The sequence below is a fragment of the Saccharopolyspora sp. NPDC002686 genome, assembly GCF_040295745.1.
GTDB classification, from domain to species: domain Bacteria; phylum Actinomycetota; class Actinomycetes; order Mycobacteriales; family Pseudonocardiaceae; genus Saccharopolyspora; species Saccharopolyspora oryzae.
Window position 1 is genome coordinate 1 of the sequence record NZ_JBEOVY010000021.1, and the last position, 20607, is coordinate 20607.

Annotated in this window: 18 protein-coding genes and 2 riboswitches; of the genes, 11 read left to right on the top strand and 7 right to left on the bottom strand. The window is 71.6% G+C overall.

Annotated elements, in window-relative coordinates:
* Window positions 1-329 precede the first annotated feature (329 nt).
* From ABTZ89_RS04825 to ABTZ89_RS04840, 4 genes are all read left to right on the top strand, one after another.
* Window positions 330-2075, top strand: a complete 1746-nt coding sequence (locus ABTZ89_RS04825; RefSeq protein ID WP_351040253.1) for a bifunctional cobalt-precorrin 5A hydrolase/precorrin-3B C(17)-methyltransferase — start codon at window positions 330-332, stop codon at window positions 2073-2075.
* 63 nt (window positions 2076-2138) lie between these two features.
* Window positions 2139-2624 (top strand): excisionase family DNA-binding protein, encoded by a 486-nt coding sequence (locus tag ABTZ89_RS04830; protein ID WP_351040255.1) that lies wholly within the window; start codon window positions 2139-2141, stop codon window positions 2622-2624.
* Window positions 2625-2634: 10 nt separating this feature from the next.
* Window positions 2635-3198 (top strand): PIN domain-containing protein, encoded by a 564-nt coding sequence (locus ABTZ89_RS04835; protein WP_351040258.1) that lies wholly within the window; start codon window positions 2635-2637, stop codon window positions 3196-3198.
* A 59-nt stretch (window positions 3199-3257) separates the two neighbouring features.
* Window positions 3258-4676, top strand: a complete 1419-nt coding sequence (locus ABTZ89_RS04840) for a pyridoxal-dependent decarboxylase (protein WP_351040261.1) — start codon at window positions 3258-3260, stop codon at window positions 4674-4676.
* Here the strand turns inward: ABTZ89_RS04840 and ABTZ89_RS04845 are convergent.
* Window positions 4658-5578, bottom strand: coding sequence for a DMT family transporter (locus ABTZ89_RS04845; protein ID WP_351040264.1), 921 nt, complete (start codon window positions 5576-5578; stop codon window positions 4658-4660). The two genes, ABTZ89_RS04840 and ABTZ89_RS04845, sit on opposite strands and share 19 nt — an antisense overlap.
* A 91-nt stretch (window positions 5579-5669) precedes the next feature.
* On the opposite strand from ABTZ89_RS04845, the gene ABTZ89_RS04850 reads away from it, so the two are divergent.
* Window positions 5670-6524 carry a LysR substrate-binding domain-containing protein gene (locus tag ABTZ89_RS04850; protein ID WP_270946883.1) on the top strand — a complete coding sequence of 285 codons (855 nt, stop codon included), beginning with the start codon at window positions 5670-5672 and terminating at the stop codon, window positions 6522-6524.
* 65 nt (window positions 6525-6589) lie between these two features.
* Here ABTZ89_RS04850 and ABTZ89_RS04855 read toward each other — a convergent pair whose 3' ends face one another.
* On the bottom strand, window positions 6590-6859 hold the full coding sequence (locus tag ABTZ89_RS04855; protein WP_270946885.1) for a DUF1876 domain-containing protein: 270 nt from the start codon (window positions 6857-6859) through the stop codon (window positions 6590-6592).
* A gap of 331 nt (window positions 6860-7190) precedes the next feature.
* Window positions 7191-7316, top strand: a riboswitch (cobalamin riboswitch).
* Window positions 7317-7393: 77 nt separating this feature from the next.
* On the opposite strand from ABTZ89_RS04855, the gene ABTZ89_RS04860 reads away from it, so the two are divergent.
* On the top strand, window positions 7394-8446 hold the full coding sequence (locus tag ABTZ89_RS04860) for a HoxN/HupN/NixA family nickel/cobalt transporter (RefSeq protein WP_351040267.1): 1053 nt from the start codon (window positions 7394-7396) through the stop codon (window positions 8444-8446).
* 136 nt (window positions 8447-8582) lie between these two features.
* Window positions 8583-9806, top strand: a complete 1224-nt coding sequence (gene cobA / locus ABTZ89_RS04865; protein WP_351040270.1) for a uroporphyrinogen-III C-methyltransferase — start codon at window positions 8583-8585, stop codon at window positions 9804-9806.
* A 97-nt stretch (window positions 9807-9903) separates the two neighbouring features.
* Here the strand turns inward: cobA and ABTZ89_RS04870 are convergent, their stop codons facing one another.
* From ABTZ89_RS04870 to cobN, 4 genes are all read right to left on the bottom strand, one after another.
* Window positions 9904-10383 (bottom strand): pyridoxamine 5'-phosphate oxidase family protein, encoded by a 480-nt coding sequence (locus ABTZ89_RS04870; protein WP_351040273.1) that lies wholly within the window; start codon window positions 10381-10383, stop codon window positions 9904-9906.
* Complete coding sequence (locus tag ABTZ89_RS04875) at window positions 10383-10865, bottom strand: SRPBCC family protein (RefSeq protein ID WP_270946890.1); 483 nt, start codon at window positions 10863-10865, stop codon at window positions 10383-10385. The genes ABTZ89_RS04870 and ABTZ89_RS04875 overlap by 1 nt, the downstream gene beginning before the upstream one ends.
* Before the next feature lie 3 nt (window positions 10866-10868).
* On the bottom strand, window positions 10869-11189 hold the full coding sequence (locus ABTZ89_RS04880; protein WP_270946891.1) for an ArsR/SmtB family transcription factor: 321 nt from the start codon (window positions 11187-11189) through the stop codon (window positions 10869-10871).
* A gap of 177 nt (window positions 11190-11366) precedes the next feature.
* Window positions 11367-14978, bottom strand: coding sequence for a cobaltochelatase subunit CobN (gene cobN, locus ABTZ89_RS04885; protein WP_351040277.1), 3612 nt, complete (start codon window positions 14976-14978; stop codon window positions 11367-11369).
* A 116-nt stretch (window positions 14979-15094) separates the two neighbouring features.
* Window positions 15095-15216: riboswitch (cobalamin riboswitch) on the bottom strand.
* A 133-nt stretch (window positions 15217-15349) separates the two neighbouring features.
* Between cobN and ABTZ89_RS04890 the strand changes: the two genes are divergently transcribed.
* The 3 genes from ABTZ89_RS04890 to ABTZ89_RS04900 are packed head-to-tail and all read left to right on the top strand — an operon-like array spanning window position 15350 to window position 18734.
* Window positions 15350-16564: a ferredoxin-like domain-containing protein gene (locus ABTZ89_RS04890; protein ID WP_351040280.1), complete on the top strand. Its 1215-nt coding sequence runs from the start codon at window positions 15350-15352 to the stop codon at window positions 16562-16564.
* 26 nt (window positions 16565-16590) lie between these two features.
* Window positions 16591-17217, top strand: coding sequence for a precorrin-8X methylmutase (locus ABTZ89_RS04895; RefSeq protein ID WP_351040328.1), 627 nt, complete (start codon window positions 16591-16593; stop codon window positions 17215-17217).
* A complete protein-coding gene (locus ABTZ89_RS04900) occupies window positions 17214-18734 on the top strand; it encodes a precorrin-2 C(20)-methyltransferase (RefSeq protein ID WP_351040283.1) in 1521 nt (506 codons plus the stop codon). The genes ABTZ89_RS04895 and ABTZ89_RS04900 overlap by 4 nt, the downstream gene beginning before the upstream one ends.
* On the opposite strand, the gene ABTZ89_RS04905 is transcribed toward ABTZ89_RS04900, so the two are convergent.
* Window positions 18722-19471, bottom strand: a complete 750-nt coding sequence (locus ABTZ89_RS04905; protein WP_351040286.1) for a cobalt-precorrin-6A reductase — start codon at window positions 19469-19471, stop codon at window positions 18722-18724. The genes ABTZ89_RS04900 and ABTZ89_RS04905 overlap by 13 nt on opposite strands.
* A 44-nt stretch (window positions 19472-19515) precedes the next feature.
* On the opposite strand from ABTZ89_RS04905, the gene ABTZ89_RS04910 reads away from it, so the two are divergent.
* Window positions 19516-20607, top strand: a complete 1092-nt coding sequence (locus tag ABTZ89_RS04910) for a cobalt-precorrin-5B (C(1))-methyltransferase (RefSeq protein ID WP_351040289.1) — start codon at window positions 19516-19518, stop codon at window positions 20605-20607.

Below are 20607 nucleotides of genomic sequence, written 5' to 3' on the forward strand. Positions count from 1 at the left end.
CCTTTTAAAACCCTCCCCTATTATATATGTTATCCCCCCCCCCGTCGGCGTGTCGGGCCCCGACACGCCGACGGATGTCGTCCCTCACCACCGCGGTTTCGACGAGTTGCTCGCCCTCCGCTCGGGTCTGGGTCTCGTGAGTGGCGATGGTCGTAAGAACCACCATCGCCACTCACGAGAACTTGCCCCACCGGAACCGCAGGTGCTCGTCGCCAGGGGAGACCGCAGTTTCAATTGAAACTGTGGTTTTCCGTGCGCCCGGGGAGGGCGGAACCATGCGGGTGGGACCATGCGGGGGGGAGGGCTGTCGACCGGGTAGGGGAGTTGCAGTGATCGGTCTGTTCGCGGTGACCGCGGCGGGACGGCGGGCCGCCGCTGAGGTCGCCGGACGGCTGGGGCCGGACGCGGTCGTCGCCGACGGGCCGATCGGATCCGCCGTGCGCCGCCTGTGGGACCACCTCGACGCAGCGGTGTTCTTCCTGGCCAGCGACGCCACCGTGCGATTGGTCGCACCGCTGCTGCGGGACGAGCGCGCCGATCCGGGAGTGGTCTGCGTCGACGAGGAGAAGCGCTTCGCGATCGCCCTGACCGGCGGCCAGGCCGGCGGCGCCAACGCCCTCGCCGAGCAGGTCGCCGACGTGCTCGACTGCGATCCGGTGGTCACCACGGTCACCGGCGCCACCGGTGTCACCCCGCTCGACGAGCTCGTCGAACAGCTCGACGCCACTGTGGACGGTGACCTGGCGTCCTGCGGTGCGGCGCTGCTCGAGGACCTGCCGGTGCTCCTGGTCAACCCGCACGGCTTCCCGCTGCCCGCCCTGCCGCCCAACGTGTCGCCGGACGTCGAAACGCCGCTGTGGACGGTGGTGATCGACGACCGCCGCCCGACCGAGGAGGAGGAGCGGACGCTGCGGCTGATCCCGCGCACGCTGGTGGTCGGGGTCGGCTCGACCAGCGGGATCTCCCGCACCGCGGTGATCGAGACGATCGCCCGGTTGGACAGCGAGCACGGCCTGGACCCGCGCGCGATCCGGGCGATCGCCAGCGTGGACCTCAAGGCCGACGAGGACGGCATCCTGGAAGCGGTGCAGGACCTCGGGTTCTGGCACTCCGCGGACGGCGGCGACGAGCTGTCGCTGCTGACCTACCCGGCCGAGGTGCTGGCCGAGGTCGAGGTGCCCAACCCCAGCGAGGCGGTGGGTGCGGAGGCCGGTACGTCCAGCGTGGCGGAGGCGTCAGCGCTGCACGCGGCGGCCGAGCTCGGTTACGGCGCCCAGATCGAGCTGGTCGCGCCCAAGATCAAGGGCAACGGCGTGACCGCGGCGGCCGCCCGGATCCGCCCCAGGGGGCGGCTGGCGCTCATCGGCATCGGCCCCGGCGCGGCGGACCTGCGCGTTCCGCGCGCCGACGCCGAGCTGCGCCGCGCATCGGTCGTGGTGGGCCTGGACCAGCACGTCGACCAGGTGCGGCACCTGCTGCGACCGGGCACCGAGGTGCGGTCCACCGGCCAGGGCGAGGAGGAGGCCCGCGCGACCGAGGCGGTCGAACTGGCCCGCGAGGGACGCGCAGTGGCGTTGATCGGCTCCGGCGACGCCGGGGTGTACGCGATGGCGAGCCCGGCCCTGGAGCAGGCCGACGTCGACATCGAGGTAGTCGGGGTCCCGGGCGTGACCGCGGTGCTGGCGGCATCGGCCCTGCTGGGCGCTCCGCTCGGCCACGACCACGTGCTGATCAGCCTGTCCGACCTGCGCACGCCGTGGGAGGTCATCGAGCGCCGCGTGCGAGCGGCGGCCGAGGGCGACCTGGTGGTCTGCCTCGGCAGCCCGCGCCCCGACCAGCTGGGCCGAGCGCTGGAGATCCTGGCGGAACACCGCCCGGCGACGACCCCGGTCGGCGCGGTCCAGCACGCGACTCGAACTGGCCAGCGCATCTGGTGCGCCCCGATCAGCGAGTTCGACCCGACCGACGTGGACGCGAACACCACGGTGGTCGTGGGCTCCTCCCAGTCCACAGTGGTCGGCCACCGGATGGTCACCCCCCGCGGCTACCGCTGGATGGCCACCGAAACCCCCTGACCCGAACCCCGGCCGCCGGAATCCGGCTTTCGTTTTGTTCGTTTTGCTGCTAGCGTTGTGGCTATGAGGGGGACAGGTGAACGCACGGTGCTGCCTCCGGCTAAGGCCGATGAGCTGCTCGGACTGCTCCGCGCGCTGGATGAGCAGGACAACGCGCCGGCGTTGATCACTCGCGATGGCTCCCGGATCGATCTGCCCGACGAGTTGTACGACGTGCTGCACGACGTCGTCTTCGCACTGTCGCGCGGTCTTGCGATCACGGTTGCGCCGCGGCACACCGTGCTAACCACGGGAGAGGCCGCAGAACTGCTCGGCGTGTCCCGGCCTACTCTCGTTCGGCTGCTCGAATCCGGCGAGATTCCGTTCGAACAGCCGGGCCGCCACCGCCGGATTCGGTTGGACGACCTGCTGGCTTATCGCGAACGCGCTAGGCGCGCCCGCGCGGCGGGGCTGGACGAGATGGTCCGCGTGTCAGAACAAGCAGGTCTCTACGATTTGCCAGCCGATTCGCGCGTCGAGCGGTTGTCCGATTCGGATCGGGAAGGCTGAGCCGCGGCGGATGATTCGGGCTTTCCTCGACACGTGCGTGCTTTTCAAGCCGCTGCTCTGCGACACGCTGCTCAGCATCGCTGAGGACGACGTGTACCGGCCGCTCTGGTCCGGGGATGTGTTGGAAGAACTGCGCCGGAACCTCGTTCGCTGTGGAGTTCCGGCGCGTGCCGTTGAGCACCGCCTGGAGCAAATGCGGGTGCACTTCCCCGGGGCCGAGGTGGCCGGGTACGAAGACCTGATACGGGGAATGGCGAACCACCACAAGGATCGCCACGTCGTCGCGGCCGCCGTTCGCGGCAACGCGGAAGTGATCGTCACGGAGAACCTTCGCGACTTCCCGAAGGCTGCACTGGAGTGCTACGACGTCACGGCCCTGCATCAGGACGAGTTCCTGCTCGATCTGCACGAACTCGCACCCGGTGCGGTCTTTCGCGCGCTGACCCGGCAGGTGTCGCGGTATCGCCGCGATCCTCGGTCCGTGGAGGACTTGCTGATCGGTCTGGGCGGGGCTGGGAACGGTTGCCCGCAGTTCGCCAAGGTGTGCCACTTCGACAGGTTCGACGGGGTCTGACCGCGTCAGGTCTGGTCTGGGGTGGTTCGCGGTGAGAGGGTGGCTGGGTGGTTGGGCACATGTCACCCGAGGAGTTCCGGGCTTACGGCAGGCAGGTCGTCGATTGGGTCGCCGACTACTACGCCGGCGTCGAGTCGCATCCCGTGCGGTCGCAGGTGCGGCCTGGGGAGGTTCGGGCTCAGCTTCCCGCGCACCCTCCTGAGCAGGGCGAACCGTTCGATGAGGTGCTCCGCGATCTCGACGCCGTGCTGGTTCCCGGCGTGACGCACTGGCAGCACCCCAACTTCTTCGCCTACTTCCCGGCCAACGCCAGCGGGCCCGCCATCCTCGGCGACCTGCTCTCCAGCGGGCTCGGCGTGCAGGGCATGGTGTGGGCGACCAGTCCGGCCTGCACCGAGCTGGAGACCGTCGTGGTCGACTGGATGGCCGAGCTGCTCGGGCTGCCCGAGCACTTCCGGACCGATGCGGTCGGTGGCGGCGTCATCCAGGACTCGGCGTCGAGCGCCGCGCTGGTGGCCTGCCTGGCCGCGCTGCAGCGGGTCAGCGGTGGTGCCGTCGCGAGCAAGGGCATCACCCGGCGCCACACCCTCTACGTCTCCGAGCACACCCACTCGTCCTTGGCGCGGGCCGCGCGGATGGTCGGCATCGGCGCGGACAACGTCCGGATCGTCGACGTCGACCCGGACACCCTGGGCATGGACCCCGCGCACCTGGACGCCCTGATCGCCGAGGACCTCGCCGCCGGGGCCGTGCCGACCCTGGTGTGCGCGACCATCGGCACCACCTCGACCACCGCGATCGACCCGGTCCGCGCCGTCGGCGAGGTGTGCCGGGCGCGCGGCGTCTGGCTGCACGTCGACGCGGCTTACGCGGGCGTGGCCGCGGTGTGCCCGGAGCTGCGCTGGATCAACGACGGGGTCGCCGAGTTCGCCGACTCCTACTGCACCAACGCGCACAAGTGGTTGCTGACCAACTTCGACTGCAGCCTGCTGTGGATGGCCGACCGGGCGCCGATGATCGATGCGCTGTCGATCCTGCCGGAATACCTGCGCAACCCGGCCACGGCGTCCGGCGAGGTGATCGACTACCGCGACTGGCAGGTGCCGCTGGGGCGCCGGTTCCGGGCGTTGAAGCTGTGGTCGGTGCTTCGCTGGTACGGGGCCGAGGGGTTGCGCGAGCACATCCGCACCACCGTGGGACTCGCGCAGGAGTTCGCCGGGTGGGTGCGCGAGGACCCGCGGTTCGAACTGCTGGAGCCGCATCCGTTCGGGCTGGTCTGCTTCCGGCCGCTGTTCCCGGAGCAGGACGACGAGCGCGTGTACCAGCTCATGGAGTCGCTGAACGAATCCGGTGAGCTGTACCTGACGCACACCAAAGTGGACGGTCGCACGGTGCTGCGGTTCGCGGTCGGCTCACCGCAGACCGAGCGGCGGCACGTGCAGGCGGCGTGGAAGCGCATTCAGGAATCGATGGGCTGACGTACCCGGCGTTCGCGCGGGCGCACCGGTGCTGCTCGGTCCGGGCGGGTGCCGAGCACGCAGGACGCGGCGCCGAGCGCGATGCCGAGCGCTGTCGCGATCGTCGGGGTTTCGCCGAGCAGGGGCCAGGCCAGCAGCGCGGCGACCGGTGGCACGGCGCTGAACAGGGCGCTCGCCCGGCTCGCCCCGCCGACGGCGACCGCTCGCAGGTAGCACGAGATGCCGATGACGGATCCCGCCAGTACCAGCCACGCCAGCACCGCGGCGGCCTGCACCCAGTGCGTGACGTGGCCGTGCTCGAAGAGCGCGAGCACGCCGACCGCGATAGCCGCAGCGGCTGACTGCACCGCTCCGCCGGCTCGCGGATCGATCGGCCCGCAGAACCGCTGCTGGTAGAGGCCGCCGGCGGAGAAGCCCAGGAGTCCGACCAGGGTGAGCAGGATGCCCGGGTTCAACGTGCCCTCGGCGAGCACCTGGCCGCCGAGGGTGACGACCACGGCGAGCACGCCGACGACGAGTCCCGCCAGGCGGACCCGGCTCAGCCGCTCGCGCAGCAGCACGGCCGCCAGCGCTGCGGTGAGGACCGGGTTCATGGCGATCACCAGCGCGGTCACCGACGCCGGAACGCCGACGCTCATCCCGCCGTAGCAGCCGCCGAACTGCGCCCCGTAGGTGAGGATTCCGGACGCGGCCGCGTGCCCCAGCTGCCTGCCGCGCGGCCAGTCGGCGCGGGAGGCGGTCGCGATCACCGCGAGCAGCGCGGCGGCCATCGCCAGGCGCACGGTGGTCAGCAGGAACGGGGGAGCGGCGGCGACGCCCAGCTTCCCGGTGGGGAATCCGCTGGCCCAGATGAACACGATCGGCGCTGCCAGCGACAGCGGGATCGAGCGTGCGGTCTTCATGATCCCAGGTTCGCCGCCGTCCCCCGGCCGCGTCCAACGACGATAAGCAATCGCGATCGATTGCGAAAGCTTATCAGTTATGCTCGGAAGCATGAGCGCTGTGCTGGACGTCGTCGCGCTGCGGAGCCTGGTCGCGGTGGCCGACTGCGGCGGATTCCACCGGGCCGCCGCCGCGTTGTCGCTGACGCAGTCCGCGGTCAGCCAGCACGTGCGCAAGCTGGAGCGGGTGGTCGACCGGAAGCTGGTCAGCAGGGAAGGGCGGCAGGCGAGGTTCACGTCGTCCGGGGAGCTGCTGCTGGCCGAAGCGCGGCGCATCCTCGACGTGCACGACTCGGCGCTGCGCCGCCTCGGTGCTGAAGAGCCGCACACGCTCGTCTTCGGCTCCACCGAGCACGCCGCCGACCGGCTGCTCCCGGAGCTGGCCACCCGGCTCCGCGCGGCCTTCCCGGAGTGGGAGGTGCGGTTCCGGCTCGACCGGACGGCCCGGCTGGCGGACGCGGTCGACCGCGGCAGCATCGACATCGCGCTGCTGATCGACTACGCCAACAGCGGCCACGACCGCGAAGCCGGGCAGTTCCGCTTGGAGTGGTACGCCGCCCCGGACTGGGAACCGCCCGCGGCCGGCGAACCGCTGCCGATGGTCGTCTTCGACGAGCCGTGCATCACGCGGCGGCTCGCGGTCCGAGCGGTGACCGACACCGGTCAGCAGCCGGATCTGGTGTGCGAGGCCGCCGATCTGGCCGGGGTGCTCGCGGCCGTGCGCTCCGGACTGGGGGTGGCGCTGCTGCCGTCGGCGAAGCCGCGCCTGGAAGGGCTCGTCGTGCGCGACGACCTGCCGCGCCTCGGACCTGCTCCGCTGCGCGTCCGGGTTCGCCAGGGGTTGGGCGAGGACGTCGTGGACCTGGCTGCGAAAGCGGTCGGCGAAGCCCTCGCCGTGCACTCGTGAGGGTCGGCGATCTCACGCGAGAACGGCGCTCCGCGCGGGGTTCTCGCGTGAAATCGCCGATGAATTCAGGCCGGTAGGTGCACGCGGCGGTGGAGGCGTTCTCCGATGTCCTTGGCCGCGTTGTCCAGCAGTTTGTGCGCCAGTTCGAACAGGGCGCGGGCGATCGCGATCTCGTCGCCGATCTGCGGTACCTCCGGGTCGTCCGGGTGGCGTCGCGCGGTTCCGTGGCCGTGCAGCGCCTGACCGGCCGGAGTGGTGAACCCGACGTCGGCGGTGGTCTTCGACCCCGCCTCCACGACCTGCAGGTTCAACGTGATCGTGTGCGTCTCGTTCATGGTGGCCTCCTGGTCCCCGTCGGCCCGCTGGTGCAGGCCGTTTCAGGTCGCCGTAACCCCCAGCATGCGCGCGCTCCCGGGCCGGCGAAAGGCCGATGTTCATCCGTTCGGAGTAGTCGTGGACCACAGTTTCAATTGAAACTGCAAACCCCGAGCACGGGAGACCACAGTTTCAATTGAAACTGCGGAAACCCGGTGATCGCATCCGCGGTACCGCCACGCACGGTAGGTCTGGAAAAACCTCACTTGAAACTGCGGCATTCCGGTGATCGCGGTCACCGGGGTTTGACCCGGGGGTGGTGATCGCGGAAGGATTCCGCCGCCGACAGTGCAGGAACCCGGTGCGAATCCGGGACGGTCCCGCCACTGTGACCGGGGAGCGGCCCCCGCTCGAGGCCACGGCTGCCACGCAGCTGGAAGGCCGGGGTGCCGCGTCGATCCGGGAGTCAGGAGACTGCGCGCCGGCCCCGCGTCGCACCGCGGCGCGCGGACACCGAGCCCCTCGGGCGGGAAACCCAGGAGGTCGGAGAACCCATGCACGGGGAATCCGGAACGGAACAGCAGCGCGCCGGTTGGGGCGCGGCGGAGCGGCGCAAGGCAGCGGTCGTGCTGGCCGCGGTAGGGGTGTTGCACCTGGTGGGCTGGGGTGCCTACCTGCTGCACCACGACAACTTCGGCATGGCGGGCGGGCTCGCCGCAGCGGGCACCACGGCGTACCTGCTCGGCCTGCGCCACGGCTTCGACGCCGACCACGTCGCGGTGATCGACGACGCCACGCGGCTGCTGATGCAACGCGGACGGCGTCCGGTCTCGACCGGCATGTGGTTCGCGCTCGGGCACGCCAGCGTCGTGCTCTTCCTCGCGTTCGCGGTCGCGTTCATCGCCGGGCCCGCCGCGCAGGAGTGGGCGGAGCAGGCCGGGGTGCAGGTCTCGACGGTCGTGGACCTGATCGTGATCGCGGTGCTGACCGCGCTGGCCGTGCTCAACGCGCTGGTCCTGCGCGACGCGGTGCGCCTGCTGCGCCGGGCGCGGCGCGGTGACGTCGACGAGGCCGAGGTCGAGATGGTGCTCGGTCGGCGCGGGTTGCTCGCGCGGTTGCTGCGCGGGCGGACGCGCACCATCGCCCGCTCCTGGCACCTGTTCGGGATCGGGCTGCTGTTCGGCCTCGGCATGCAGACCGCGACCGAGATCACCGTGCTCGCCATGGTCACGCCGGGGCAGCTTTCGCCGATCGCGGTGCTGAGCCTGCCGCTGCTGTTCGCCGCGGGGATGTGCACTGTGGACAGCGTGGACGGCATGCTGATGTCCCGCGCCTACACCTGGTCGCTGGCCCAGCCGCTGCGGCGGCTGTGGGTGAACGTGACCACCACCGCGCTGACCGTGGTGCTGGCGGCGGTCGTCGCGCTGGTCGTGCTCGCCGGGGTGCTCGACGAGCTCGGCGTGCCGAACACCACGCCGATCGCGGCGATCAGCGACCACTTCGAACTGCTCGGCTATCTGACGCTGGCCGTTTTCATGGCAGTATGGGGCGGCGCCGCGCTCTGGTGGAGCCTGTCCTCCCGCCGCGATCGGGCGGAGCGCGCGTGACCGACGTCCACGGGTTGGTTCGGGGTGGCGCCGAGCGGCCGGACCGGTGATCGTGAGCCACGACGAAGTGGCCAACCGCCCCTGTGAGCACGAATCCCCGGCGATGGCGTCGGGCGAGCACGACTGGACTACGGACATGACCAAGCACCTTGAGCACCACTACTTCGCCGGCCTGGACCTCACCGGGAAGCGGGTGGTCGTCGTCGGCGCGGGCACCGTCGCGCAGCGCCGGGTTCCGCGCCTGATCAACGCCGGTGCGCGGGTCGAGGTCATCGCGCCGGAGGCGACTCCCGCCGTTGAAGCGATGGCCGAGGCGGGCGAGCTGATCTGGCACCAGCGCCCTTACGCGACTGGTGATCTCGACGGCGCTTGGTACGTCGTGGCGTGCGCGACCGGAACCGAGGTGAATGCGGCGGTCGCGGCCGAGGCCGAGCAGAACCGGATCTTCTGCGTGCGCGCCGACGACGCCTCGCAGGGCACGGCAGTGACACCGGCGGTGGCGCAGCACGGCGGGCTGCTGCTCGGCGTGCTGTCCGGCGGCGAGCACTGGCGTTCGGCCGCCGTTCGCGACGCGCTCGTCGAGGCGTTGCGGACCGGCGTGGTCGACGAGCGCTCCGAGCCGCCGTCGCCGGGGGTGGCCCTGGTCGGTGGCGGGCCGGGCGATCCGGACCTGATCACGGTGCGCGGGCGTCAGCTGCTGGGGCGCGCGGACGTGGTGATCACCGACCGGCTGGCGCCGCGCGAGCTGCTCGAAGAGCTCGGTCCGCACGTGGAAGTGGTCGACGCTTCGAAGATCCCGTACGGGCGGGCGGCGAACCAGGACGTCATCAACTCGCTGCTGATCGAGCACGCCAAGGCCGGGAAGTTCGTGGTGCGGCTCAAGGGCGGCGACCCCTACCTGTTCGGGCGCGGCTTCGAGGAGCTGCTGGCGTGCGCCGAGGCCGGTGTCGCGGTGACGGCGGTTCCCGGGATCACCAGTGCTTTCGCGGCTCCGTCCGCGGCGGACGTGCCGGTGACGCACCGCGGTGTCGCGCACGAGGTCGTGGTCGTGTCCGGACACGTCGGACCGCACGACGAGCAGTCCCTTGTGGACTGGCCGTCGCTGGGACGGCTGCGCGGGACCATCGTGCTGATGATGGGCGTCAAGCGGATCGCGGAGTTCGCGGCGGTTCTGGTGGAGCACGGCCGCGACCCGAAGACCCCGGTCGCGGTGGTGCAGGAAGGCACCACGCGCAACCAGAAGACACTTCGCACGACGCTGGGCGAGGCCGCCGAGGCGATCCGCGAAGCCGAGATCAAGCCGCCGGCGACCATCGTCATCGGCCCGGTCGCCGACCTGGCCCCCGAATCGCGCCGGTAGTTCTCGCTCGTCGACTGCCGCGTGTTCGACGGCTCGGCGCGAGCCTTCGCTTCTCCGCCGTTCCGGTGCCGGTGCCTGGGAGTGGATCGCCTTGCGGTCAGACCAGCCACTGGCCGGACTGCATCAGGGTCCTGCCGCTGAGCTCGGCGAAGGAGCGCCATGCTTGCAACCGAGTCGGGGTGAGCTGGAGGTAGACGAATCCGGGTGTGCGCCGCGGGTCAGGACCGCCGCGCAGCAGTGCGGCGAACGGGTCGGCGATGGCCGGATCGATCGCGTCGGGCTCGATGATCTCCATCGTGCCGTCGACCATGACCACGTCGTAGTGCTGGCCGATGGCTGCCCGTGCTCGTGCGGTGGCGGCCACGTTGGTCACCGTGCGGCTGTTCGCGGAGGTCGCGAAGGTGAGCACCTCGCCGTCGTGGTGGAACAGGAGCGGGACGAGGTGCGGGCCGTCGGCATCGCCCGTGGCCAGCCACGCGGTGGTCTCCGAGCGCAGGAGTTCGAGCGCATCGCTCTTGCGTTGCAGGGGTTCCCGGGGTGGTGGCATCGCGTCGCTGGTAGTGCCCGATGCCGCCATCAGCGGTCCCCGGGCAGCAGCTGGGCGTAGCGAGCGAGGTACATCGGCCAGCCGCCCTCGCCTCCCACGCCATCGCTGACGGCTTGCCAGCCAGGTCCGTGGCGATCGAGCTTGCGGTGTTCGAGTTCCACGCGCGTGCGCTGCGCAGCTTCGGCGATGAAGCGGACCTCGACCTCGCTCGTGCGCTCGTGGTCGGGTTCGATCTGCCATCGGGGGCTGATGTCCCAGCTGAAGACGACGCGGTGCGGGGGCTCGTAGGCGAGTATTCGGGCCCAGCGGCACTCGCTGCCGTCGGCCCCGCGGTCGAAGATGTGGCCGCCGACGTGGGGTTCGAACACCGTCTCGGTGATCTCGGCCTGGAGCAGGTTGTGCTCGGGTGGCTTGAAGTCGCCGAACCGCTCGGTGAAGACGGTGAAAGCTCGTTCGATCGGGGCGTTCACGACGACTTCCTTGCGGACCACCGTGCTCGCTGCCTCGGACATCGCTCAATCTCCTTCGGGCTGTTCGACGGCGTCCTCGTAGGCGGCCAGCGCACGGCTCCAGAAGGCGTCGAGCTGATCGCGCAACGCGCCCACGGCTGTCGGGTCGAGTTGGTAGATGCGCTTCGTGCCGGCGGGGCGGTCGGTGACCAGCCCTGCGCCTTTGAGGGCCTTGAGGTGCTGGGAGACCGCTGGTCGGCTGATCGGCAGCCCATCGGCGAGTTCGCGGACCGACTGCGGCCGCTCGGCCAGGCACTCGATGATCGCGCGCCGACTCGGATCCCCGAACGCGTTCCACGCGGCATCCGAGATTCGGTAAGTGTCCACGAACCGTAAGCGTAGACTTACGGAGCAGTGGTGGCAACGCCGGAGGACGCAGAATCGACTGGAGCCGGAACTTCCTCGTGCGCGGACAGCCGTTCGGCAACTTCCGGGAGGCAGGAGCGTGGAGGGGAAAGATCGCGCGCTGCACGACGCCCTGAGGTGTCGTGCAGCGCGCGGGATTCAGTGCTGGGGGCCGTCTTCCAGGTCGCCCTCGGCCTGCAGGTAGACCTCTTGGAGGGCCTGCAGGGTGTCGGGGTTCGGTTCCTGCCACATCTCGCGGTTGGCCGCTTCCAGCAGCCGCTCGGTGATGCCGTGCAGCGCCCACGGGTTGGACTCGCTGAGGAACTGCTGGTTCTGCTCGTCCAGCACGTAGGTCTCGGCGAGCTTCTCGTACATCCAGTCCGCCACGACACCGGTCGTCGCGTCGTAGCCGAACAAGTAGTCCACAGTGGCCGCGAGCTCGAAAGCGCCCTTGTAGCCGTGCCGGCGCATCGCGGCCAGCCAGCGGGGGTTCACCACGCGGGCCCGGAAGACCCGCGAGGTCTCCTCGGTCAGCGACCGGGTGCGGATCGAGTCCGGGCGGGTGCTGTCGCCGATGTAGGCCGCCGGTGCCTTGCCGGTCAGCGCGCGCACCGTGGCGATCATGCCGCCGTGGTACTGGAAGTAGTCGTCGGAGTCGGCGATGTCGTGCTCGCGGGTGTCGGTGTTCTTCGCCGCCACCGAGATCCGCTTGTACGCGCTCTCCATGTCGACGCGCGCCGGTTCGCCGTCCAGCTCGCGCCCGTAGGCGAAACCGCCCCACACCGCGTACACCTCGGCCAGGTCGGCGTCGTCGCGCCAGTTCCGGCTGTCGATGAGCGGCAGGATCCCGGCGCCGTACGCACCCGGCTTGGAGCCGAAGATCCGCATGGTGGCGCGGCGTTCGTCGCCGTGCTCGGCGAGATCGGCCTGCGCGTGCTCGCGCACGAAGTTCTGCTCGGCCGGCTCGTCGAGGGCCGCGACCAGGCGCACCGCGTCGTCGAGCAGGGCGACCACGTGCGGGAAGGCGTCCCGGAAGAACCCGCTGATCCGGACCGTGACGTCGATGCGCGGGCGGCCCAGCTCCTCGAGCGGGATCACCTCCAGCCCGTTGACGCGGCGCGACGCCTCGTCCCAGGTCGGCCGGACGCCGAGCAGCGCCAGCACCTCGGCGATGTCGTCGCCGGAGGTGCGCATCGCGCTGGTGCCCCACACCGACAGGCCGACCGAGCGCGGCCACTCGCCGGTGTCGGCGCGGTAGCGGTCGAGCAGGGATTCCGCGATGGCCCAACCGGTTTCCCACGCGAGCCGGCTCGGCACCGCCTTGGGGTCGACCGAGTAGAAGTTGCGTCCGGTGGGCAGCACGTTGACCAGTCCGCGCAGCGGCGATCCGCTGGGGCCCGCGGGCACGTAGCCGCCTTCGAGGGCGTGCAGCGTCGCGGTCATCTCGTCGGTCGTCGCCGCGAGCCGCGGCACCACCTCGTTCGCGGCGAACTCCAGCACCTGCACGACGGCGTCGTTGGTCTCGCCGAGGACCTCGCGGCAAACCTCGGCTGCCGCAGCGGTTTTCCAGCCGCGGTCCTCCATGCCCTGGACCAGGGCGTGCGCGCGGGTTTCGACGTCGTCGACGTGCTCGCGCGCCTCGCTGCCGTCCTCGGAGAGCCCGAGCGCTTCGCGCAGACCGGGCAGCGCGGCGCTCTGCCCGCTCCACATCTGGCGGGCCCGCAGCATCGCGAGCACGAGGTTGACCCGGGCTTCGCCGGTCGGGGCGTCGCCGAGCACGTGCAGGCCGTCGCGGATCTGGGCGTCCTTGACCTCGCACAGCCAGCCGTCGACGTGCAGCAGCATGTCGTCGAACTCGGCGTCGTGCGGCCGTTCGTCCAGCCCCAGGTCGTGGTCGAGCTTGGCGGCCTGCATCAGCGTCCAGATCTGGCTGCGGATCGCGGGCAGCTTCGCCGGGTCCATCGCGGAGATGTTGGCGTGCTCGTCGAGCAGCTGCTCCAGCCGCGCGATGTCGCCGTAGCTCTCCGCGCGCGCCATCGGCGGCACCAGGTGGTCGACGAGGGTGGCGTGCACGCGGCGCTTGGCCTGCGTGCCCTCGCCGGGGTCGTTGACCAGGAACGGGTAGATCAGCGGCAGGTCGGCCAGCGCCGCGTCGGGGGAGCAGGAGGCGGACATGCCCGCGGTCTTGCCGGGCAGCCACTCGAGGTTGCCGTGCTTGCCCAGGTGCACCATCGCGTGCGCGCCGAACTCGTCGATCAGCCAGCGGTAGGCGGCCAGGTAGTGGTGGCTCGGCGGCAGGTCCGGGTCGTGGTAGATCGCGATCGGGTTCTCCCCGAAACCGCGCGGCGGCTGCACCATCAGCACGACGTTGCCCGCGCGGACGGCGGCGAGCACGATCTCGCCGTCCGGGTCCTGGGACCGGTCGACGAACAGCTCGCCGGGCGGCGCTCCCCAGTGCTGCTCGATCTCGCCGCGCAGGTCCTCGGGCAGCGTCGCGAACCACTCCGCGTACCGGCGCGCGGGGATGCGGACCGGGTTGCCGCTCAACTGCTCCTCGGACAGCCAGTCGCGGTCCTGGCCGCCAGCGGCGATCAGCGCGTGGATCAGCGCGTCGCCGTCCTGCTCGGCGACGCCGGGCAGCGCGTCGGGACCGTCGGCCGGGCCGATGTCGTAGCCCTGGTCGCGCAGCTCCCGCAGCAGGCGGACCGCGCTGACCGGGGTGTCCAGGCCGACCGCGTTGCCGATCCGGGAGTGCTTGGTGGGGTAGGCCGACAGCATCAGCGCCAGCCGCTTGTCCTGCGGCGGGATGTGCCGCAGCGCGGCGTGGCGGACCGCGATGCCCGCGACGCGGGCCGCGCGCTCGGGATCGGCGACGTAGACCGGCAGGCCTTCGGCGTCGTTCTCCTTGAACGAGAACGGAACCGTGATCAGGCGGCCGTCGAACTCGGGCACCGCCACCTGGGTGGCCATGTCCAGCGGGGACAGGCCTTCGTCGTTGTCCTCCCACGCGGCGCGGCTGCTGGTCAGGCACAGGCCTTGCAGGATCGGGATGTCGAGTTCGGCGAGCGCGCCGACGTCCCACGCCTCGTCGTCGCCACCGGCCGAAGCGGTGGCGGGCTTGGTGCCCCCGGCGGCGAGCACGGTGACGACCAGCGCGTCCGCCTTGCCCAGCTGTTCCAGCAGTTCCGGGTCGGGTGCGCGCAGCGAGGCGCAGAACAGCGGCAGGGCTTGACCGCCTGCGTCCTCGATCGCCTCGCACAGCGCGTGGGCGAACGCGGTGTTGCCCGCCATGTGGTGCGCTCGGTAGTAGAGCACCGCGACGGTCGGGCCTTCGGTGCGCTGCGGGGTCCGCTCGAGCACGCCCCAGGACGGCGTTTCGGCAGGCGGTTCGAAGCCGTGGCCGGTGAGCAGGACCGTGTCGGAGAGGAATCGGTGCAGCTGGGCGAGGTTGTCCGGGCCGCCGTGGGCGAGGTAGCGGTGCGCTTCGGCGCACACCCCGGCCGGCACCGTCGAGCACTCCATCAGCTCGGCGTCCGGGGCCTGCTCGCCGCCGAGCACGACCACCGGGCGCGGTCCCGCCAGCAGCGCGTCCAGACCTTCTTCCCAGGCCCGGCGGCCGCCGAGCAGCCGCACCACGACCAGCTCGACGTCCTCCAGCAGCGGCGGCAGGTCGTCCACGCCCAGCCGGGCGGGGTTGCCGAGCCGGAAGTCGGCGTCGGCGGCGCGGGCGCTGAGCAGGTCTGTGTCCGAAGTGGACAGAAGCAGGATCATGCGGGGCGCTCCTCGGCTCGGCGAACGGCGACGCTGGGCCAGGGCGCGCTTGCGCGGCGCATGACGGCACCTCTCTCGGGGTTCCTCGCCCCGGTCGGCAGGTCCAGCGGCGACCGGAGTCTCCTGGCTCCCGGATCAGCGCTCGCTCCGCCTTCCCGTCCTGTTAGGACAGTGGCATCGTGGAGTTCGCTCCCCGGTGACAGTGGCGGGACCGCGCCGGATTCGCACCGGCTTCCTCCGCACATCGCCGCATGATGCTGCGGACCACTTTCCGCAACGGGGTGATCCTACGTCAAGGTTCGCGAGCATGACGCGCGTCGCACCGCGTTTGGTTTGCGTCCGCAACTACCCGGGTCCGTAGTATCTGCCGCGTGGTGCGAAGAGCTGAACGGGATGCGTGTCCTGGCGCGTTGCGGGTGCACGAGGCCGCCGACGGCGGACTGGCCCGGATCCGCGTCCCCGGCGGCGCGCTGAGCCCGTCCCAGGTTCGCGCGCTGGCCGAGGTCGCGGCGTTGGGGGACGGCGGGCTGGAGCTGACCTCGCGGGCGAACCTGCAGGTCCGCGGCCTGCCGGCCGGAGCGGCGCAGGAGCTCGCCGCGCGGTTGCGCGAAGCGGGGTTGCTGCCGTCGGACACCCACGAGCGGGTCCGCAACATCATCGGCTCGCCCTCGGCGGAGGGGCGCGAGCTGGTGGACGTGCGAGCGGTGGCGGCCGAACTCGACGCGGCGCTGTGCGCGACCCCGGAGCTGGCCGAACTGCCCGGACGTTTCCTGTTCGCGGTCGACGACGGCAGCGGCGACGTCAGCTCGCTCGGCGCCGACGTCGCGCTGCGAGCGGTGTCCGCGGACACCGTTGTGCTGCTGCTCGCCGGGGTGGATTCCGGTGTTCGAACGACCCCGCGGCGAGCCGCTGGAGCCGCCATCGCCGCCGCCGAAGCATTCCTCGCGGAGAAGGCGGCGCAGGGCTGTTCGGCATGGCGATTGGCCGAACTCGACGGCGGGGCGCGACGGATCGCTGAACGGCTGGGCGCCGAGGTCGCACCAGCCGAGCCGACGCCCCCGGCGCCGACCACGCATGCGCAGGTCGGGCGCGTGATTCGGCGCGACGGAACGGTTTCCGTCGTGGCGGGCGCACCACTGGGCCGTCTGGCGCGGGACCAGGTGGATATCATCACCGCCGCATCCGACGCCGCGGGCGAACTGCGCCTGACGCCTTGGCGGACCGCGGTCCTGCCCGGCATGCGACCGGTCGAAGCCGGTCGGTGGGCGTCGGAACTCGGTGCGCGCGGCCTGCTCACCGACCCCGCTTCGGCCGGGGTCGGGGTGACCACGTGCGCTGGTCGGCCCGGGTGCGCGAAGGCGCTGGCCGACGTCCGGGAAGACGCCCGGCGAGGGGCCTCGCTCGGTGACCTGCCGGTGCACTGGTCGGGGTGCGAGCGGCGCTGCGGCCGTCCGCCGGGACGCGTCGTGGAAGTGCTGGCCACCGGAACCGGCTACGAGGTCGGACTCGACGGGGCGACGTGGACTTCCGAAGCCGATGTCGACCAGGTATCCGCCGCGCTCGGCGCGGCACGGAGGAAAGTGTGAACGAGAACAGCTCCCGCTACCGCGGGGTGCCCGAATACGTCCGGGAAGGTGCGGAGATCTACCGCCGCTCCTTCGCCACGATCCGCTCGGAAGCCCGGCTGGACGGCTTGCCGCCGGACGTGGCCGGCGTCGCGGTGCGGATGATCCACGCCTGCGGCATGGTCGACCTGGTCGAGGACATCGCGTTCTCGCCGGACGTGGTGGCCGACGCGCGTGCGGCGCTGCACGGCGGTGCGCCGATCCTGTGCGACGCCGCGATGGTGGCTGCGGGTGTGACCCGGCGGCGCCTGCCGGCCGACAACCCGGTGATCTGCACGCTGTCCGACGAGCGGGTTCCGGACCTGGCCCGCGAGCTGGGCACGACCCGCAGCGCGGCGGCCCTGGAGCTGTGGCGCGATCAGCTGGGCGGATCCGTGGTCGCGATCGGCAACGCGCCGACCGCGCTGTTCCGGCTGCTGGAGATGATCGAGGACGGTGCCGACGCGCCCGCCGCGGTGCTGGGCCTGCCGGTCGGGTTCATCGGCGCGGCGGAATCCAAGGACGCGCTGGCAGCGCACCCGAGCGGTCTGGAGCACCTGGTGGTGCGCGGCCGCCGGGGCGGCAGCGCCATGGCGGTGGCCGCCATCAACGCGATCGCGAGCGAGGAAGAGTGAGCAGCAACGGCAAGGGCACGCTCTACGGCGTGGGCCTCGGTCCCGGCGACCCGGAACTGGTGACGGTCAAGGCCGCCCGGCTGATCGAGCAGGCCGAGGTGATCGCCTACCACAGCGCTCGCCACGGCCGGAGCGTCGCGCGGTCGATCGCCGAACCGTACCTGCGGGCAGGCCAGGTCGAAGAAGCGCTGGTCTACCCGGTGACCACGGAGACCACCGACCACCCGGGCGGCTACCAGGGCGCCATCGACGAGTTCTACGCCGACTGCGCGGACCGGCTCGCCGCGCACCTCGACGCCGGGCGGGACGTGGTCCTGCTCGCCGAGGGCGACCCGCTCTTCTACGGCTCCTACATGCACATGCACAAGCGGCTTTCGGGTCGCTTCCGCGCCGAGGTGATCCCGGGCATCACCTCCATCAGCGGTGCCTCGGCGACCCTGGGCCGGCCGCTGGCCGAACGCGACGAGACCTTCGCGGTCCTGCCGGGCACCCTCCCGCCGGACGTCCTCGCCGAGCGGCTCGCCCGGACCGACGCTGCGGCGGTCCTCAAGCTGGGCCGCACCTTCGAAGGCGTCCGGGAGGCGTTCGAGAAGGCGGGCCGCCTGGACGAGGCGTGGTACGTCGAGCGCGCGACCACGGATCGCCAGCGCTACCAACGCCTGGCCGACGTCGACCCCGAAACGGTCCCGTACTTCTCGCTGGCGCTGCTCCCCGGCCCGGCGAACAGCGGTGTTCCGGTTTCGCGGGAAACCGTCACGGCTGCTGAAACCGCAGGTCAGGGCGAGGTCGTCGTGGTGGGGCTCGGACCTGGTGGGCGCGAGTGGGTGACGCCGGAGGTTCAGGCGGCGCTCGCCGAGGCCGACGAGCTGGTCGGGTACGCGCCGTACCTCGCGCGGGTTCCGGACAATCCCCGCCAGCGCAAGCACGCGTCCGACAACCGCGTCGAGTCGGAGCGGGCGGAGTTCGCGCTGGAGCTCGCTCGGCGCGGGTCGAAGGTCGCGGTGGTCTCGTCCGGGGATCCGGGCGTGTTCGCCATGGCCAGCGCGGTGCTGGAGGTCGCGGCCGAGCGCGCGGACGTGCCCGTGCGGGTGCTGCCCGGGATGACCGCGGCGCAGGCCGTGGCCAGCCGCGTCGGCGCACCGCTGGGGCACGACTTCTGCGTGCTGTCGCTGTCCGACCGGCTCAAGCCGTGGGAGGTGATCGTCGAGCGCCTGCGCGCCGCCGCAGCGGCCGACCTGGTGATGGCGATCTACAACCCCGCGTCGCGCAGCCGGACCTGGCAGGTCGCGGCCGCGCGGGACGCGGTCCTGGAGCACCGCTCGCCGGACGTGCCGGTGGTCATCGGGCGGGACATCGGTGGCGCGGAGGAGAGCATCAAGGTGGTGCGCCTCGCCGACCTCGACCAGTCCGATGTGGACATGCGGTGCCTGCTGCTGATCGGCTCGTCGACCACGCGGATCGCCAGCGGTGCCAACGGCGAGGACGTCGTGTTCACCCCGAGGCGCTACCCGGCGTGACCGCGCAGCACCTCGTCGAGCCAGGCCACGGCCTGCTCGACCGTCCCGGTCGACGGCGCGTCGGGCCGGGGCGGTCGCTGCACCATCACCACCGGCAGCCCGAGCTCGCGGGCCGCGACGAGCTTCGCGCTCGTCATCGAACCGCCGCTGTTCTTGCTGACCAGCGCATCGATGCGGTGCTCCCGCAGCAGCGCGAGCTCGTCGTCGACGGTGAACGGCCCGCGCGCGAGCAGCACGGTCGTGCGCGGGGGCAGCGGTGGTTCGGGCGGATCGACGGTGCGCACCAGGAACTGGAGGTCGAGCTCGGCGAAGTGGGCCAGCCCCTGCCTGCCGGTGGTCAGGAAGATCCGTTCGCCCAGTTCCGGCAGCAGCGCGGCGGCCGCGGTCATCGAGGGCACCGATCGCCAGTCGTCACCGGCCTCCGGCTGCCAGGCGGGGCGGCGCAGGACCAGCAGCGGGCAGCCCGCGCTCCGGGCCGCCGCCACGGCGTTGCCGGTCATCGTCCGGGCGAACGGGTGGGTGGCGTCGATGACCGCGCTGACCTGCTCGTTCCGGATCCAGTCGGCCAGCCCGTCCGGACCGCCGAACCCGCCCACCCGCACCTCGCCGGGCGGGAGCTGCGGCTCGCGGACCCGGCCGGCCAGGGAGGATGTGACGTGCAGACCGGACCGCTCGACGAGCCGTTCGGCGAGCTTCCGGGCGTCGCCGGTGCCGCCGAGGATGAGCACGCGGGTCATCCGACCCACCCCGTTGAGAACCGCATGAGGAGCATTCTCCCGGTATGAGTGGACGAACGGAGGGATCGGGCCTCCGGTACGGCTGGACGACCGGCGCCTGCGCCACGGCGTCCACGGCCGCCGCCTACACGGCCCTGCTGACCGGGGATTTTCCGGATCCGGTGGAGATCCTGCTGCCGAAGGGGCACCGCCCGGCCTTCGCGCTCGCCCGGGAACGGCTGGGCGACGGGTTCGCGACGGCAGGCGTGGTCAAGGACGCCGGCGATGATCCCGACGTGACCCACGGCGCGCTCGTGTCGGTGACGGTCCGGCATGCGGAACCGGGTGCGGGCGTGGTCTTCCGCGCTGGTCAGGGCGTCGGAACCATCACCAAGCCGGGGCTGCCGCTGCCGGTCGGCGAACCGGCGATCAACCCCGTGCCGCGGCAGCTGATGAGCGAGGTCGTCGCGCGCGTGGCCGCGGAGCACGGCGGCAGCGGGGACGTCGTCGTCGAGGTGTCCGTCGACGGAGGCGAGGAACTGGCCCGGCGCACCTGGAACCCGCGGTTGGGCATCCTCGGCGGGCTGTCCATCCTGGGCACGACGGGCGTTGTCGTGCCGTACTCGTGCTCGGCGTGGATCGACAGCATCCGCCGCGGGGTCGACGTGGCGCGCGCGGCAGGTCTCGAGCACGTCGCCGGATGCACCGGCAGCACCTCGGAGAAGGTCGCCACCCAGCTCTACGACCTGCCCGACGAGGCGCTGCTGGACATGGGCGACTTCGCCGGTGCGGTGCTGAAGTACCTGCGGCGGCACCCGGTTCCGCGCCTCACCGTCGCCGGTGGCATCGGCAAGATCTCCAAGCTCGCCGACGGCCACCTGGACCTGCACTCCAAGCGCTCACAGGTCAACTTCGCCCTGCTCGCCGAAATCGTCCGGGACGCGGGCGGCACCGCGGACCTGACCACCAGGATCACCGGCGCCAACACGGCCCTCGAAGCACTCCAGCTCTGCACCGAGGCGAACCTCCCGCTCGGCGACCTCATCGCCGCCCGGGCCCGCAGCTTCTGCCTCGAAACCCTCCGAGGAGCCCCGATCTCCGTGGACGTAGTCGTCATCGACAGAGCCGGAACCATCGTCGGCCGAGCCGGGGCCTAG

Coding starts and splice junctions, on each gene's coding strand:
- ABTZ89_RS04830 (WP_351040255.1), top strand. CDS start 2,139: ATGAGGGGGACAGGTGAACGCACGGTGCTGCCTCCGGCTAAGGCCGAT.
- ABTZ89_RS04835 (WP_351040258.1), top strand. CDS start 2,635: ATGATTCGGGCTTTCCTCGACACGTGCGTGCTTTTCAAGCCGCTGCTC.
- ABTZ89_RS04840 (WP_351040261.1), top strand. CDS start 3,258: ATGTCACCCGAGGAGTTCCGGGCTTACGGCAGGCAGGTCGTCGATTGG.
- ABTZ89_RS04845 (WP_351040264.1), bottom strand. CDS start 5,578: ATGAAGACCGCACGCTCGATCCCGCTGTCGCTGGCAGCGCCGATCGTG.
- ABTZ89_RS04850 (WP_270946883.1), top strand. CDS start 5,670: ATGAGCGCTGTGCTGGACGTCGTCGCGCTGCGGAGCCTGGTCGCGGTG.
- ABTZ89_RS04855 (WP_270946885.1), bottom strand. CDS start 6,859: ATGAACGAGACGCACACGATCACGTTGAACCTGCAGGTCGTGGAGGCG.
- ABTZ89_RS04860 (WP_351040267.1), top strand. CDS start 7,394: ATGCACGGGGAATCCGGAACGGAACAGCAGCGCGCCGGTTGGGGCGCG.
- cobA (WP_351040270.1), top strand. CDS start 8,583: ATGACCAAGCACCTTGAGCACCACTACTTCGCCGGCCTGGACCTCACC.
- ABTZ89_RS04870 (WP_351040273.1), bottom strand. CDS start 10,383: ATGGCGGCATCGGGCACTACCAGCGACGCGATGCCACCACCCCGGGAA.
- ABTZ89_RS04875 (WP_270946890.1), bottom strand. CDS start 10,865: ATGTCCGAGGCAGCGAGCACGGTGGTCCGCAAGGAAGTCGTCGTGAAC.
- cobN (WP_351040277.1), bottom strand. CDS start 14,978: ATGATCCTGCTTCTGTCCACTTCGGACACAGACCTGCTCAGCGCCCGC.
- ABTZ89_RS04905 (WP_351040286.1), bottom strand. CDS start 19,471: ATGACCCGCGTGCTCATCCTCGGCGGCACCGGCGACGCCCGGAAGCTC.
- ABTZ89_RS04910 (WP_351040289.1), top strand. CDS start 19,516: ATGAGTGGACGAACGGAGGGATCGGGCCTCCGGTACGGCTGGACGACC.